The organism is Corynebacterium sp. HMSC036E10 (genome assembly GCF_001836265.1).
Taxonomy (GTDB): Bacteria; Actinomycetota; Actinomycetes; order Mycobacteriales; family Mycobacteriaceae; genus Corynebacterium; species Corynebacterium coyleae.
The window spans coordinates 120,581-135,688 of sequence record NZ_KV827977.1; the positions used below are offsets into that span (position 1 = coordinate 120,581).

14 protein-coding genes are annotated in these 15,108 nt (G+C 60.8%); 6 read left to right on the top strand and 8 right to left on the bottom strand.

The features are described from left to right. On the top strand, positions 1-978 hold the full coding sequence (locus tag HMPREF2736_RS04480) for a quinone oxidoreductase family protein (protein WP_070828991.1): 978 nt from the start codon (positions 1-3) through the stop codon (positions 976-978). A gap of 10 nt (positions 979-988) precedes the next feature. Here HMPREF2736_RS04480 and HMPREF2736_RS04485 read toward each other — a convergent pair whose 3' ends face one another. Next, complete coding sequence (locus HMPREF2736_RS04485; RefSeq protein WP_288870091.1) at positions 989-1,906, bottom strand: heme o synthase; 918 nt, start codon at positions 1,904-1,906, stop codon at positions 989-991. 155 nt (positions 1,907-2,061) lie between these two features. Between HMPREF2736_RS04485 and tkt the strand changes: the two genes are divergently transcribed. From tkt to pgl, 5 genes are read left to right on the top strand one after another with little or no spacing between them, the layout of a single operon-like run. Beyond that, positions 2,062-4,233 carry a transketolase gene (gene tkt, locus HMPREF2736_RS04490; RefSeq protein WP_371326408.1) on the top strand — a complete coding sequence of 724 codons (2,172 nt, stop codon included), beginning with the start codon at positions 2,062-2,064 and terminating at the stop codon, positions 4,231-4,233. 6 nt (positions 4,234-4,239) lie between these two features. Next, positions 4,240-5,331, top strand: coding sequence for a transaldolase (gene tal, locus HMPREF2736_RS04495; protein ID WP_070828992.1), 1,092 nt, complete (start codon positions 4,240-4,242; stop codon positions 5,329-5,331). A 1-nt stretch (position 5,332) separates the two neighbouring features. Further along, positions 5,333-6,850, top strand: coding sequence for a glucose-6-phosphate dehydrogenase (zwf, locus tag HMPREF2736_RS04500; protein ID WP_070828993.1), 1,518 nt, complete (start codon positions 5,333-5,335; stop codon positions 6,848-6,850). 22 nt (positions 6,851-6,872) lie between these two features. After that, positions 6,873-7,793 (top strand): glucose-6-phosphate dehydrogenase assembly protein OpcA, encoded by a 921-nt coding sequence (locus tag HMPREF2736_RS04505; RefSeq protein WP_070828994.1) that lies wholly within the window; start codon positions 6,873-6,875, stop codon positions 7,791-7,793. Beyond that, the gene (gene pgl, locus HMPREF2736_RS04510; protein ID WP_070423127.1) at positions 7,790-8,488 is read left to right on the top strand and encodes a 6-phosphogluconolactonase; all 699 of its coding nucleotides are present in this window, start codon (positions 7,790-7,792) and stop codon (positions 8,486-8,488) included. The genes HMPREF2736_RS04505 and pgl overlap by 4 nt, the downstream gene beginning before the upstream one ends. Positions 8,489-8,495: 7 nt before the next feature. On the opposite strand, the gene secG is transcribed toward pgl, so the two are convergent. The 7 genes from secG to rapZ all read right to left on the bottom strand — a co-directional run bounded on the left by secG (position 8,496) and on the right by rapZ (position 15,094). After that, positions 8,496-8,732, bottom strand: a complete 237-nt coding sequence (gene secG / locus HMPREF2736_RS04515; protein WP_070423126.1) for a preprotein translocase subunit SecG — start codon at positions 8,730-8,732, stop codon at positions 8,496-8,498. 67 nt (positions 8,733-8,799) lie between these two features. Further along, a complete protein-coding gene (gene tpiA, locus HMPREF2736_RS12645; RefSeq protein ID WP_070615009.1) occupies positions 8,800-9,573 on the bottom strand; it encodes a triose-phosphate isomerase in 774 nt (257 codons plus the stop codon). 12 nt (positions 9,574-9,585) lie between these two features. Next, entirely contained in the window at positions 9,586-10,797 is a 1,212-nt protein-coding gene (gene pgk / locus HMPREF2736_RS12650; protein ID WP_070770984.1) for a phosphoglycerate kinase, read from the bottom strand. A gap of 93 nt (positions 10,798-10,890) precedes the next feature. Further along, positions 10,891-11,901: a type I glyceraldehyde-3-phosphate dehydrogenase gene (gap, locus tag HMPREF2736_RS04530; RefSeq protein WP_070423123.1), complete on the bottom strand. Its 1,011-nt coding sequence runs from the start codon at positions 11,899-11,901 to the stop codon at positions 10,891-10,893. A gap of 260 nt (positions 11,902-12,161) precedes the next feature. Continuing rightward, positions 12,162-13,151 (bottom strand): DNA-binding protein WhiA, encoded by a 990-nt coding sequence (gene whiA / locus HMPREF2736_RS04535; protein ID WP_070423122.1) that lies wholly within the window; start codon positions 13,149-13,151, stop codon positions 12,162-12,164. A 54-nt stretch (positions 13,152-13,205) separates the two neighbouring features. Beyond that, positions 13,206-14,186 (bottom strand): gluconeogenesis factor YvcK family protein, encoded by a 981-nt coding sequence (yvcK, locus tag HMPREF2736_RS04540; protein WP_070423121.1) that lies wholly within the window; start codon positions 14,184-14,186, stop codon positions 13,206-13,208. Continuing rightward, positions 14,186-15,094 (bottom strand): RNase adapter RapZ, encoded by a 909-nt coding sequence (gene rapZ, locus HMPREF2736_RS04545; protein ID WP_070615004.1) that lies wholly within the window; start codon positions 15,092-15,094, stop codon positions 14,186-14,188. Before rapZ ends, yvcK begins: the two co-directional genes overlap by 1 nt. Between the last annotated feature and the right edge of the window lie 14 nt (positions 15,095-15,108).

The following is a 15,108-nucleotide window of genomic DNA, read 5'->3' on the forward strand; positions in this document are numbered from 1 at the left end:
ATGAAGGCAATTCTTGTTACCAAACATGGCGGCCCGGAGGTACTCGAATACACCGAGATCGCCGATCCCGTTCCAGGCGAGGGGCAATTGCTTATCGACGTCGACTATGCCGGCGTCAACTACATAGACACGTACTTCCGCTCCGGAACGTACGCCTCTGAGCCTCCCTACATCCCCGGCACCGAAGGTTGCGGCCGAGTGGTCGACGACCCATTGGGGGAAATCGCGCCGGGTACGCTCGTCGCTTGGCACGACGCTCCAGGGTCCTACGCAGAGAAGGTTGCCGTCGACCGCAACCGTCTCGTCGCAGTGCCGGAAGGCGTGCAGCCCGAGGTTGCGGCATCCATGCTTCTACAGGGGATGACCTCGCACTACCTTATCCACGGTGTTCGAGATACCAGGCCGGGAGACACCATGGTCATCACTGCTGGCGCCGGTGGCGTCGGCCTTATCCTGACCCAGATGGCTGCGGCGCTCGAAACCACGGTTTATTCGATTGTTTCGAGTGACGAGAAAGAGGATCTCGCGTACAAAGCCGGAGCGACCAAGGTGTTCCGCTACGGAGACAAGGGCTCCGCTCTCGCAGAGGAGATCAAGGAAGTCAACGGTGGCAAGGGCGTCAACGTGGTCTACGACGGCGTTGGCAGGGACACTTTCCAGTTTGCCCTTGAGGTCACAGGTCCGCGCGGCCTCGTGTGCTCCTTCGGTTCCGCGTCGGGCGACGTGGAGCCGTTCAAGATTCAAGAGTTGAACCAGCACGGAGCACTGTTCCTCACCCGCCCCTCGCTGAAGCACTACGTTGCCACAGACGAGGAGTTCCTCATGCGCGCACAGGCAGTTGTCCGTGCGATTGAGGACGGTACCGTCCGGATGCGCGTCCACCCGCCGTATGAGCTCAAGAACGCCCGCAAAGCCCATGAGGATCTGCAGGCGCGTAAGACCACAGGTTCTGTGGTGCTCAAGATCGATCGGGATTAATCGAGCGGGATTAGAAGAGCAGTTCTCCGATAGTCTCCCAGCCGAGCACGGCGTCAAAGGACAGGCCGAGGAACAGGGCCGCGAGGTAGTTGTTCGACAAGATGAACAGCTTCAACGGTTTGACCTTCTCGCCTCGCACGATGCCGTTGTGCAGTTTGGTCGCCATGACGAGGAATGCGACACCGGATACCACGGCAATCACGAGGTAAATCCACGACGCAGCCGGCACGAGGCCAAACGAGACAATGACGGTCAGCCAGGAGTACAGCACGATCTGACGGCTGGTTTCTTCTGGCGAGGCCACCACCGGCAGCATCGGCACATTCGCACGCGCGTAGTCTTCCCTGTACTTCATTGCTAGCGCCCAGGTGTGCGGTGGCGTCCAGAAGAAGATGATCAGGAACATCACGATGGCCTGCCACCAGTGGTCTGGCGTTCCGTCGGTGACGTTGTCGCGGATCACGGCCCAACCGACGAGCACCGGCATGCAGCCAGCCGCGCCGCCCCAAATCACGTTTTGCCACGTGCGGCGCTTGAGCCACTTCGTGTAGACGAAGATGTAGAACGCGTTGGTCAAGATGATGAAGAACGCCGCCAACCAGGACTTACAGAGCAAACCAAGCCACAGCACACTGATGATCAGCAGTGCCCATGCAAAAATAGCGGCCTTTTGCTTGGTGATCTTGTGACGGACCAGCGGGCGGGCGCGCGTACGCCCCATCTTCTGGTCGATGTCGTAGTCGGCCACCATGTTGAACGTGTTTGCGGCGCCGGCGCCCATCCAGCCTCCGAGGAGAGTTGCGAAGACGAGCCAAACGTGAACTTCGCCGCGGTCAGCCTGGAGCATCGCCGGGATTGCGGCGACCAGGAGTAGTTCAATGACCCTCGGCTTCGTCAACGCGAAATATGCCTTAATGGTCTCCAACAACTCTCTCCTTTTTATTCTTCAGGTGGCGCAGGGCACTCATACCTTTGGACGATGGTAGCCGTTCCCCCACTGTAGGCACGAATCGAACACGCCATAAGGGTCACGCAGTATGCTCTTGGGAGACCTCATCAGACTCAACTTAAGCGAGGAATGAAGTGACGCTGCCACCCGAGCTGCAAGCCATGACTGTCCGCAACTACCCGTCGGATTGGACCGATACTGACACCCGTGCAGTTGATACTGCCCGCGTGCTGGCGGCCGACGCGGTGGAGAACTGCGGGTCCGGACACCCGGGTACGGCGATGTCCCTGGCGCCGCTCGCCTACACCCTGTTCCAGCGTGTGATGAATGTGGACCCGTCCGACAAGGATTGGGTTGGCCGCGACCGTTTCGTTTTGTCCAACGGCCACTCGTCGTTGACCCAGTACGTCCAGCTTTATCTCGGCGGTTTCGGCCTCGAGCTGCAGGACTTGAAGGATCTGCGCACCTGGGGTGCAAAGACGCCGGGGCACCCGGAGTACAACCACACTGACCATGTGGAGATCACTACGGGTCCACTCGGCCAAGGCCTTGCCTCCGCTGTGGGCATGGCAATGGCTTCTCGACGAGAGCGTGGCCTCTTCGACCCTGAGACGCCTGCTGGCGAGTCCCCGTTCGATCACTACATCTATGCCATCGCCGGCGACGGCTGCCTCCAAGAAGGCGTTACCGCAGAGGCATCTTCGCTTGCAGGTACCCAGCAGCTGGGCAACCTCATCTTGTTCTGGGACGACAACCGGATCTCCATTGAGGACGACACCCAAATCGCATTTACCGAAGACGTGATGAAGCGTTACGAGGCCTACGGTTGGCAGACGCTGACCGTCGAGTCGGGCGAGGATGTCGTGGCAATCGAAGCAGCCGTCGCAGAGGCGAAGGCCGAGACCACGAAGCCGACCATTATCCGTGTGAAGACCGTCATCGGCTACCCGGCCCCGAACCTGATGAACACTGGTGCTATCCACGGCGCAGCTCTCGGCGCGGACGAGGTAGCTGCGGTGAAGGCTGAACTCGGCTTCGATACCGACGTTCACTTCCCTGAGGAAGCCGACGTGATCAACCACACCCGCAAGCTGCGTGAGCGCGCAGCCGAAAAGCGTGCCCAGTGGGATGAGAAGTTCAACGCCTGGGCTGCGGCAAACCCGGAACGCAAGGCGCTGCTGGATCGCCTCACTGCCCGTGAGCTGCCTGCGGATTGGAAGAAGGACTTCCCCACTTGGGAACCGGATGCCAAGGGCCTAGCTACCCGAAAGGCTTCTGAAGCTGCGATCCAGGCTGCGGCCGCTATGCTGCCTGAGCTCTGGGGCGGTTCTGCGGATCTTGCTGGTTCCAACAACACCCTCATTAAGGGCGAGCCGTCGTTCGGTCCTGAGTCGATCTCTACGGAGATGTTCACGGCGAACCCGTACGGCCGCAACCTCCACTTCGGTATTCGTGAGCACGCGATGGGCGCTGTCATGAACGGCATTGCCTTGCACGGTGGCACTCGCGTATACGGTGGCACCTTCCTCATCTTCTCTGAATACCTCTACCCCGCCATCCGCGTTGCCGCACTGTCCGGCATCGATGGCTACTACGTGTTTACGCACGACTCGATCGGCCTCGGCGAGGACGGCCCAACTCACCAGCCGGTGGAGACTCTGGCTGCGCTGCGCGCCATCCCGGACGTTGCCGTGATTCGTCCGGCAGATGCGAACGAGACTTCTGCTGCGTGGATCGCCGCACTCGAGACGAAGGAACAGCCGAAGGCCCTGGCCCTGTCGCGCCAGAACCTGCCGGTGCTCGAGGGCACCAAGGAGAAGGCGTTCGACGGTGTCGCCCGCGGCGCTTACGTCCTGGTTGAGAGTTCGAAGGAGACTCCGGACCTGATCATCATGGCGACCGGCTCCGAGGTGCAGTACGCGGTTGAGGCCGCCAAGGTGCTCGAGGAAGATGGCACCGCAACGCGTGTGGTTTCCGTGCCGTCCATTGATTGGTTCATGGAACAGGACGACGACTACATCGACGCTGTTTTGCCTCGCGAGGTCAAGGCCCGTGTGTCTGTCGAGGCAGCAACCTCCATGCCGTGGTTCCGTTTCCTCGGCGAGTTCGGCCGCGCCGTATCGCTGGAGCACTTCGGTGCTTCTGCCCCGGGCTCGGAGCTCTTCGAACGCTTTGGTTTCACCACCGACAATGTTGTCCGCGTCGCCCGCGAGACTCTTGCATGCGTGCGCGATAACCGCAGCGTGCCAACGAGCCAGCGTGTCGGCGAAACTGAGTCCGAACCAACCCGCGGCGACGGAAAGTAGGAGTGCATGACTGCTATCGACGATCTGTACAACGTAGGCACGTCAACGTGGCTGGATGATCTGTCGCGTGAACGCATTGCTACCGGCAACCTTGCTGAAGTGAAGGCATCGAAATCGATTGTCGGCGTAACCACTAACCCGGCGATCTTCGCTGCGGCGATGAGCTCGGGCACACACTACGACGAGCAACTCGCCGAGTTGAAGGCTGCTGGATCTGCTGCTGATGCAGCGGTTTACGCAATGAGCGTCAAGGACGTTCAAGATGCGTGCGACCTGTTCCGCGATACGTTCGAGGCAACGGGTGGCAAGGACGGTCGCGTGTCCATTGAAGTAGATCCTCGCTACGCAGCCGACGAGGCAAAGACCATCGAACAGGCAAAGGAGCTCTGGAACCAGGTCGACCGGGAGAACTTGATGATCAAGATTCCCGCGACCGACGAGTCGCTTCCGGCCGTCACCGCCGCCCTCGCTGAAGGCATTTCGGTCAATGTGACGCTGATCTTCTCGGTAGAGCGCTACCAGCAGGTCATCGACGCGTACAAGGAAGGCATCCGTCAGGCTGCCGCGAACGGCCACGATGTCAGCGCTATCCATTCGGTGGCATCGTTCTTCGTATCCCGTATGGATAGCGAGGTGGACAAGCGCCTCGAGGTCATCGGCACCGACGAGGCTCTCGCGCTTCGCGGCAAGGCAGGCATTGCGAACGCCCGCTTGGCGTATGCACTGTTCCAAAAGGAGTTCGAGGCGGAGCTCATCGACGAACTGCCTAACGGCGCGAACAAGCAGCGTCCGCTCTGGGCGTCAACGGGTGTGAAGAACCCTGAGTACCCTGCGACGATGTACGTCACGGAGCTGGCCGGACCGGATACTGTAAACACGATGCCGGAGAAGACTCTTGACGCGGCGCTCGCGGATGGCGGTGTGCACGGCGACACGCTCACCGGCACCGAAGCTGTCTCCCGCGAGGTGTTTGCGGCGCTGCGTGAGGTTGGCATTGACGTTGAGGATGTCGTCGCCACGCTAGAGCGCGAAGGCGTAGAGAAGTTTGTGGACGCGTGGCAGGAGCTGCTCGATTCGATGACAGCTAAACTCGCCTAATGTGACTAACCCACTCCGTTCCCCTGAGGACAAGCGGCTGCCCAAGATCGCCGGACCTTCCGGCATGGTTATCTTCGGTGTGACCGGCGATCTGGCCCGCAAAAAGCTTCTTCCCGCGATCTATGATCTAGCGAATCGCGGTCTGCTCCCCGGCGGGTTCACGCTCGTCGGCTACGGGCGGAGGGACTGGACACAGGCTGATTTTCAGGCCTATGTCCGTGAAGCAATCGATGCGGGCGCGCGCACTAGCTTTCATGAGAATGTGTGGCAGCGCCTCGCTGAAGGTCTTCAGTTTGTCAAGGGCAACTTTGATGACGACGACGCCTTCGACGCCCTTGCGGCCACGTTGAAACGCAGTGACGCCGAACGCGGCACTGCTGGCAACTGGGCGTACTACCTGTCGGTACCTCCCGATTTTTTCGCGGATGTGATCCACCAACTTGATCGCAGCGGTATGGCCCACGCAGGTGAAGGCGAGTGGCGGCGCGTGATCATCGAGAAGCCATTTGGGCACAACGCGCAGTCAGCACACCAGCTCAACGAGGTGGTAGGCGCCGTGTTCGACGAGCGCTCCGTGTTCCGCATCGACCATTATCTGGGCAAAGAAACCGTCCAAAATATTTTGGCCCTGCGCTTTTCTAACCAGCTCTTCGAGCCCGTGTGGAACTCGCACTACATCGACCATGTGCAGATCACCATGGCCGAGGACATCGGCCTCGGTGGTCGGGCGAGCTACTACGACGGCATCGGCGCAGCGCGCGATGTTATCCAGAACCACCTGATTCAGCTGCTCGCGTTGGTTGCCATGGAGGAGCCGACATCGTTCTCGCCACGGCAGCTGCGCGCGGAGAAGCTTAAGGTGCTTCGTGCCACCACCGCTGTCGGCCCGTTCTCTGAGACGACGGCACGCGGCCAGTACACCGCGGGTTGGCAGGGCTCTGAACGCGTCGTAGGGCTGCGGGAGGAAGACGGATTCGATCCGAATTCGACAACTGAGACGTACGCAGCATGCACGCTAGAAATCGCGTCGCGACGTTGGGCTGGTGTGCCGTTTTATCTGCGCACCGGCAAGCGCCTAGGCCGACGGGTGACCGAAATCGCGCTTGTCTTCAAACAACCCCCGTACCAGCCGTTTACAGAAGGCCAGACGGATTTGCTGACCAACAACGCAGTGGTCATCCGCGTCCAGCCCGACGAAGGTGTTCTCATGCGCTTCGGTTCGAAGGTCCCCGGCCCGGGTATGGAGCTTCGGGACGTGAACATGGATTTCCACTACTCGGAGGCGTTCACGGAACAGTCCCCAGAGGCGTACGAGCGTCTCATCCTTGATGCGCTGCTTGACGAGTCCAGCCTGTTCCCCACTAACGCCGAGGTGGAGCGCAGTTGGCAGATTCTGGATCCGGTGTTGGACTACTGGGCGGAACATGGCGCCCCTGAAGACTATGAGGCAGGCACCTGGGGTCCTGCGTCCGCTGATGAGATGCTTGCCCGCGAGGGCCGGGCGTGGCGTCGTCCGTAACGGAACGGAAAGGGTTCGACGTATGATCATCGATCTTCCTAACACCACCACGAAACAAATTGAGACGTCACTCGCACGCGTGCGCGAGAGCCATTCGCTAGCTACCGGTCGCGTCCTGACGCTTTTGGTTGCGGTAGATGAAGACAGCGAGCTTCTCGACGACACCTTGTCCACCCTCCGGGACGCCTCTTTCGAGCACCCAGCACGTGTACTCGTGCTGGTCTCCGGCGACCCGGCTAAGGAATCGCGTCTCGACGCTCAAGTGATGGTTGCGTCCAACGCTGGCGCGTCCGAGGTCGTCGTCATGCATCTGTGCGGTGAATTGACGCAGCACCTCGGTGCCGTGGTGACACCCCTTCTGCTTCCCGACACCCCCGTCGTCTCATATTGGCCAGGCGCTGCTCCAAAACGGCCCGCCGAAGATCAGTTGGGACACATTGCGCAACGTCGCATTACCAACATTCGTGGTGCGAGCCGCGATGGATCGCTCGCGGAGTTGGCGGCAGGCTATACGCCCGGCGATTCCGACATGTTGTGGTCTCAAATCACTCCCTGGAGGGGAATTCTCGCTTCGGCGCTTGACCGGTTCCCTGAGCACACAATCACGGGTGCAGAGGTCGCCGGTGCTCCTGGAGACCCCAGCGTGGATCTTGCGGCCGGCTGGCTTGCTGACAGCCTCGATGTGGAGGTAACACGTTGCGACGAGCATATCTCCGGCTTCCCCATCGCCCACACCATCATCCACACAGACGGTGGCGATGTTGAAGTCGTTGCTGAGGGTGAGTACACGGTACGCATTTCGGTACCAGACATGGCTGACTCGCGCGTCGCAATGGGTGAGCGCACTGACGCCGAATGTCTTGCCGAAGAACTTCGCCACCTCGGTCCCGATGCCATCTACGGCAACGCTTTGAACGGCTTAGGAAAGGTACGACACGCATGATTTATCCGAATCTCGAGGCTCTTATCGACGACACCGCCGCCGACGTTGCGGCCGTCATCCGCGACGCTCAGCGCTCTGGCGACGGCCGCGCTCGAGTGGTACTGACCGGCGGAACCGCGGGCATCGCTCTCCTGCGACGTCTGCGCACCGAAGCGATCGACTGGGCAAACGTAGACGTGTTTTTCGGCGATGAACGCAACGTACCGGTAGACCACCCCGAGTCCAACGAGGGCCAGGCCCGGGAGGCGTTGCTTGACCATGTCGACATACCCGAAGCGAACATCCACGGCTACGGGTTGGACGGTGGGCCCATGGATGCCGCGGTAGCGCGTTATGAAGCAGCCTTAGCGGAGTTTGCGCCGGATGGCTTCGACCTCCACTTGCTCGGTATGGGCGGCGAGGGTCACATCAACTCGCTGTTCCCTCACACCAGCGCCGTGCGCGAACATGATGCCATGGTCGTCACGGTTACTGACTCCCCCAAGCCACCAGCCGAGCGGGCAACCCTGACCCTGCCTGCGGTCCAGTCAGCCGACCGTGTGTGGTTGCTCGTTTCCGGCGCAGAGAAAGCCGAGGCTGCCTCCCACGCAGGTGACGGTGTTACGGCAGCTCAGGATTGGCCGGTCGCCGGCGCAGTTGGGCGTAAAGAAACGGTCCTGCGCATCACCGAGGATGCAGCAGGACCGTTGAACTAATTCGCTGTTAGGACGCGAACGTCTGGATCAGGTTCAGACCGATGATGCAGGCGATCCAGATGATCGCCATCAGCACGGTCACGCGGTCCAGGTTGCGCTCCACGGTGGTGGAGCCGGACAGGTTCGCCTGAACGCCGCCACCGAAGAGGCTGGACAGACCGCCGCCCTTGCCTTTGTGCAGCAAGACGAACACGGTCATGAGGATCGCCGAAATCACCAGCACGATCTCGAGAGCAAGAGCCATCTGCGATACCTTTCCAAATCACATTGGTGCAAACTCTGTTGAGCCTACACCACTTTCTGGTGGGAACTTACATCGACGCGTTCGCGGCAGCGGCGGCAAGCTTCGCAAACTCCTGTCCATCCAAGGAGGCACCGCCGACGAGTCCACCGTCGACGTCGGGCTGGCCCACGATCTCTGCGACGGTGTCCGTTTTCACCGAACCGCCGTAGAGGATGCGGACCTGCTCGGCTGCGTCGTCGCCCGCAAGCTCACGGACAAGTTCACGGATGCCGTGGCAGACCTCTTGCGCGTCCGCGGCGGAGGCTACCTTGCCAGTACCGATTGCCCAGACGGGCTCGTAGGCGATGACGACCTTGGACGCATCCACACCAGCTAACGACTCACGCGTTTGCTTGACCACGAAGTCGAGGTGGTCGCCCGCCTCGCGGACCTCGAGTGGCTCGCCGACGCAGACGATTGGCGTGATGCCGTGTTCAAGGGCCTTCTTCGCCTTGGCAGCGACCTGCTCATTGGTTTCGCCGTGGTACTCGCGACGCTCCGAGTGGCCGACGACCACCCAGGTGCAGCCGAGCTTCTCCAGCATCGCGGCAGAAATGTCGCCGGTGTACGCGCCGTTGTCGTGCTCAGACACGTCCTGCGCGCCGTAGGTGATCTGGAGCTTGTCGCCTTCCACCAACGTCTGGATTGAACGAAGGTCTGTGAACGGGACAGTCAGGGCGATATCGACTACCTCGTAACCATCCTTCGGGAACGCGAAGACAAGCTTCTGCGCGCTCTGGATCGCCTCAAGGTGATCGTGGTTCATCTTCCAGTTGCCCGCGATGAGTGGTGTACGTGCCATGGATAGACCTCCTTACTGCAGAACAGAAACGCCAGGCAGGTCCTTACCCTCAATCAATTCGAGGGAAGCGCCACCGCCGGTCGAAATGTGGGAGAATCCCTCTTCGTCGAGGCCCAGAGTGCGCACGGATGCCGCCGAGTCGCCGCCGCCGACAACCGTGAAGGAACCGTTGTCCTTCGTCGCTGCGATCATTGCCTCAGCCACTGCCTTGGTGCCGTCGGCGAAGTTCGGGAACTCAAACACACCCATGGGGCCGTTCCAGAACACCGTCTTGGAGCCCTTAATTGCCTCGGCGTAGTTCTTTGCGGTCTCCGGTCCGATATCCAGGCCCATCCAGCCCTCCGGAATCTCATCCAGGCCGACGACCTTCTTCTCGGTGTCCTTGTCAAAGCCAGCACCCGCAGCGACATCAACCGGCAGAAGCAGCTTCTCGCCGAAACGTGCGATGAGCTCCTTGCAGGTATCGATCATGTCGTCCTGCAGCAGCGACTTCTGCACGTTGTGGCCCTGGGCCGCAAGGAAGGTGAAGCACATGCCACCACCGATGATGATCTTGTCTGCCTTCTCTGCAAGCGCCTCGATCACACCGAGCTTGTCGGACACCTTCGAGCCACCGAGCACCACAATGTAGGGGTTCTCTGGCTTGTCCTTGACCGCAGACAGGATCTCTACTTCCTTATCGACGAGGAAGCCCGCGTACGCCGGCAGCTTCTTCGCAACGTCGTACACAGACGCCTGGGCACGGTGCACAACGCCGAAACCGTCAGAGACGAACGCGCCGTTGTCAGCCGCCAACGCAGCGAGCTCAGCCGCGAACTCCGCGCGCTCCGCCTCGTCCTTTGAAGTCTCGCGCGGATCGAAACGAACGTTTTCCAGGAGCAGAATTTCGCCCTCGGTCAAGCCGTTGGCACGCTCGTGGGCGTCCTCGCCACTGACGTCGCCTGCCAGCGGGACAAACTGCCCGAGACGTTCAGACAGTGCCTCTGCAACCGGTGCGAGAGAAAACTTCGGGTTCACCTCGCCCTTCGGGCGGCCGAGGTGTGCCATAACGATGACCTTCGCGCCGCCGTCGAGAAGCGCCTTCAGCGTAGGCAGCGACGCGTCAATGCGACCGGCATCGGTGATGTTGCCGTTCTCGTCGAGCGGAACGTTGAAGTCGGAACGAACGAGGACGTGGCGGCCGTCGACGCCTTCGTCGAGAAGCTGCTGCAAGTTCTTAGTCAAGGGGTCTCTCCTTTTAGTTCGGTGAACGCATCCCATCGTATGAAAAACGGGTCCGCCGCGCTGGAAGCGCCACGGACCCGGGGGTGCCATAACTTAGAGCTTGTCCGCGACCAGCTTGGTCAGACGGATGTACTGGGCGGTGTAAGACCACTCGTTGTCGTACCACGAGATGATCTTGACTAGGTTGCCGTCGATGACGCGAGTCATGCCAGCGTCGAAGATAGCGCCGTGCGGGTCACCGATGATGTCGGAAGAGACGATCGGGTCCTCGGTGTACTTCAGCGCCTGGCCGAACTCGCTGTCCTCCACAGCCTTCTTTACTGCCGCATTGACCTCCTCGACAGTGACATCCTTGCCCAGGGTCACGGTGAGGTCGGTGGCGGAACCGGTGATGGTCGGCACACGCATTGCGAAGCCATCGAGCTTGCCCTCAAGGCTCGGGAGCACGAGCGCCACAGCCTTAGCTGCACCGGTGGTCGTCGGAACGATGTTCTGCGCTGCCGCGCGGGCGCGACGCAGGTCCTTGTGCGGAGCATCCTGGATCCGCTGGTCACCTGTGTAAGCGTGGATGGTGGTCATCAGGCCACGCTCGATACCGAACGCCTCGTCGAGGACCTTCGCAACCGGCGCGAGCGAGTTCGTGGTGCACGATGCCGCGGAGATGATGTTCTCCTCGCCCGTATAGTCGGCATGGTTCACGCCCCACACGTAGGTGCCGTCAACTTCCTTGCCCGGTGCGGAGATGATGACCTTCTTCGCGCCAGCATCAATGTGTGCCTGAGCCTCCGGCCCCTTGCGGAATACGCCGGTGCACTCCAGCACAATGTCAACATCCAGGTCACCCCAGGCGAGGTTTGCCGGGTCCTTCTCAGCGGAGACCTCAATACGGCGGCCATCGATAGAGATCGAGTGGTCGTCGTACTCGATGTCGTGCTTGAACTGGCCGTAGGCCGTGTCGTACTTCAGCAAGTGTGCGAGAGTCTCATTGTTCGTCAAGTCATTGATCTTGACGACTTCGAGCTCGCCCTTGTACTCGTCCTCGATGATGCGGAGCGCGGAACGTCCGATACGACCGAAACCGTTAATGCCAATGCGCGTAGTCACTGTATTTTCTCCTCGATGGTTGTAGAAAACCTCGTACGCAAGCCAGTGTATCTGCGCCTCTCACAGCCTGCAGGGCGCAAATTCGCCCCAAGGCCCCCTCCCCGCAACCAGGGGGAGCATTCCCCCGCCGTGCCGATTCTGAATGTGGTTTCCCACACCACGACACCTCAGCACCCCCACTCCCCTTGGGGAAAATACCGCCCGCTCAGGGCATCTCATGTACCCCAGAGGAAACTGTGATTCCGAACACGTTCTGGGCGTTAATCTGAATTCACAGGATTCGGAGCCGTTTCCACTCCGTGTGTGTCCGGGATCCCCATCTCGGCTGCTCGACGATCAGCGAGCGACAGCAGTCGTCGAATACGTCCTGCAACGGCGTCCTTGGTCATCTGCGGGTCAGCCAAACGACCAAGTTCCTCGAGTGAAGCATGGCGGTGTTCCACGCGGAGGTAGCCCGCTTCCGCAAGGTGCTCAGGAACATCGTCGCCAAGAATGTCCATCGCACGCTCCACCCGTGCTGCAGCAGCTGCTGCAGCCTGCGCCGAACGGCGCGTATTGGCGTCATCGAAGGTAGCCAAGCGGTTGTTTACCTTCGCTGTCACAGCCTTCGCCGCGCGCTTGCGGTCCCACTCCAGGCGGGTCAGTGGTGCCCCCATACGACTCAGCAGGATTCCGATGGTCTCGCCGTCGCGGATAGTCACTCGCTCCACACCTCGGGTTTCACGGGTCTTCGCGGTCACCGACAGACGACGGGCCAACCCAACGAGTGCGAGCGCAGCTTCCTGGCCCGGGCACGCCACTTCAAGGGTCGCGGTACGGCCAGGCTCCATCAGCTTTCCTCGCGCGAGAAACGCGCCACGCCAAGCTGCCTCAACGCCGGCCATTGATCCTGAAATCACCTGTCGCGGCATACCAACCACCGGGTGACCAGACGCTGTCACAAGCTTCAGCCGGCGGATGACATCAGCCACGTCACGTTCCACTCGAACGACATACGTGGTGTCTTTACTGCCTTGGACAGGGGGTACGGTCTCGATGGCAGGCTGGACTGCGCAGAGTTCTTGAATGGATTCCGCGAGCCTCACCGCCACCGGCTTCTCGCCGAATTCTGCGACGATGGCCAGACCGTTATCGGAAGGCTGGATCGAGCCGGCGAAACGAATAAGCGCGGTGGCTTCCGCCGCCCGAGCCTCGGTGGTACCACAAGATACGGCGAGTAGCTCTTCTTTCACCTTGCCCGTAAGCGCCAATGTTTCCGTCCTTTCATCGCCCCCTTCAACCCGGAGCAGTCTAGCTTGCAGCTGTTAGCTGCTCGTCGAGAGGTCCTTGAGCGCCGCGGCAAGCTTCAACGGATCATGAAGGTTGCGCTTCACACCATCGTCGCCTTCGACGCGTAAGGAGCGGTACTCGACGTCCGCGCCGAGCCGTTCCGCCGCACGGCGGACGTTTTCACGTTCACCGTGCGTAGTCACCATGTCACTGTCCGCCAGGAAGCAATCAACCCGCAGGTTGGGGGCGTGTTGCGCAAAGACATGGATATGACGCTCGGTGGTAAACCCATGGGTCTCCCCTGCTTCTGGGGAGAGGTTGAGTACCACAACCACCTTCGCTTCGGTCTCGTTCAGCGCATCACACACTTGAGGCACCAACAGGTGCGGGATCACAGAGGAAAACCACGAACCAGGCCCAATGGTGACCAGATCCGCGTCCATGATCGCCTGGATGGCGTCCCGGCTCGCTGGCGGTTCGGACGGAGTCAGCCGCACACGGCGCACAGTGCCCGGTGTCGTCGCAACGGCGACTTGGCCGTGTACAGAGCGCAGCACCCGTGGGTCGTCGTCAAGCCCTGCAACATCAGCTTCAATGTCGAGAGGTTGTGGGCTCACTGGAATGACTCGTCCCTGGGAGCCGGTCCATTTGCCAACCTGGTCCAGCGCCGCTTGTGTGTCACCAAGGCGCTCCGCAAGTCCGGCGATGATCAAGTTTCCCAAGGCGTGTCCAGCCATTGCGCCATGCCCACCGAAGCGGTGCTGGAGCGTGTCGCGCCACATTGCGCCGTCCCCGCTGTCGTCGGTAAGCGCTGCCAGCGCCATGCGGAGATCTCCCGGAGGAACAATCTCCATCTCGCGACGCAGGCGGCCCGACGAGCCGCCGTCATCGGCAACTGTCACCACAGCGTTAATACGAGCTGCGCCGGCAACGCGCGCGGCCGTGAGCGTCTGGTAGAGCCCATGCCCTCCTCCGAGGCATGTGTACGTCATCGCCGCGGGATCAGTCGCGCGCATTAGTGCTTCTCCAAATCACGGTGGATGACATTGACATCAACTTGGCCCTGCTGTCGCAGTCGCTTCCCGATCGCTTCTGCGACCGCAACCGAGCGGTGGTGCCCACCTGTGCAGCCAACGCCCACAGTGATGAAGTCCTTACCTTCGTGGCGGTAGCCCTTCAACGTGCTCGACAACAGATCAACGAAATGGTCCACGTATTCCTTCGCACCATCCTGCGACAGGACATAGTCTGCTACAGGTGCGTCGATACCGCGGAAGTCGCGCAGCTCCTCAACCCAGTATGGGTTGGGTAGGAATCGCACATCAATGATCAGATCAGCGTCACGTGGCGAACCATGCTTGAATCCGAAAGACTCAATAGTGACGTGTTGACGCTCCACCGGCAGCTCGCCGACCGATGCCTCAACAGCGCGGCGTAGGTCGTGCACAGACAAATTGGACGTGTCGATGATGACATCTGCGGCCGAACGGATGCCTTCCATTTCCTCGCGTTCGCGATCGATGCCGTCCTGCAAGGTACCATCGCCCTGCAGCGGGTGCGTGCGCCGCACGGAGTCGAATCGGCGGATCAGCACATCGTCACGCGCCTCAAGAAACAGCACGAACGGTGAGTAACCACGTCGACGGAGCCCCTCAAGGGTGTCGGCCAATGAACCGTTGAACCGGTCTGCGCGCACGTCCGACACGACCGCCAGCCGTTCCACTGGGGAATCGTCCGCTGCTGCAAGGTCCACAAGCTCCAGAATTAACTGGGGTGGCAGATTCTGAGAAACGAAGAAACCTTTGTCCTCGAATACTTTCGCTGCGGTGGACAATCCGCCACCGGACAAACCGGTGATGATCACCGGACGCCAACTGGCGGAACGCAAATCGTGTGGCAATGCTTGAGCAGAAGCTGTGGACATGGCGCTCATCCTAA

Coding starts and splice junctions, on each gene's coding strand:
- HMPREF2736_RS04480 (WP_070828991.1), top strand. CDS start 1: ATGAAGGCAATTCTTGTTACCAAACATGGCGGCCCGGAGGTACTCGAA.
- tal (WP_070828992.1), top strand. CDS start 4,240: ATGACTGCTATCGACGATCTGTACAACGTAGGCACGTCAACGTGGCTG.
- HMPREF2736_RS04505 (WP_070828994.1), top strand. CDS start 6,873: ATGATCATCGATCTTCCTAACACCACCACGAAACAAATTGAGACGTCA.
- pgl (WP_070423127.1), top strand. CDS start 7,790: ATGATTTATCCGAATCTCGAGGCTCTTATCGACGACACCGCCGCCGAC.
- secG (WP_070423126.1), bottom strand. CDS start 8,732: ATGGCTCTTGCTCTCGAGATCGTGCTGGTGATTTCGGCGATCCTCATG.
- tpiA (WP_070615009.1), bottom strand. CDS start 9,573: ATGGCACGTACACCACTCATCGCGGGCAACTGGAAGATGAACCACGAT.
- yvcK (WP_070423121.1), bottom strand. CDS start 14,186: ATGCGCGCGACTGATCCCGCGGCGATGACGTACACATGCCTCGGAGGA.
- rapZ (WP_070615004.1), bottom strand. CDS start 15,094: ATGTCCACAGCTTCTGCTCAAGCATTGCCACACGATTTGCGTTCCGCC.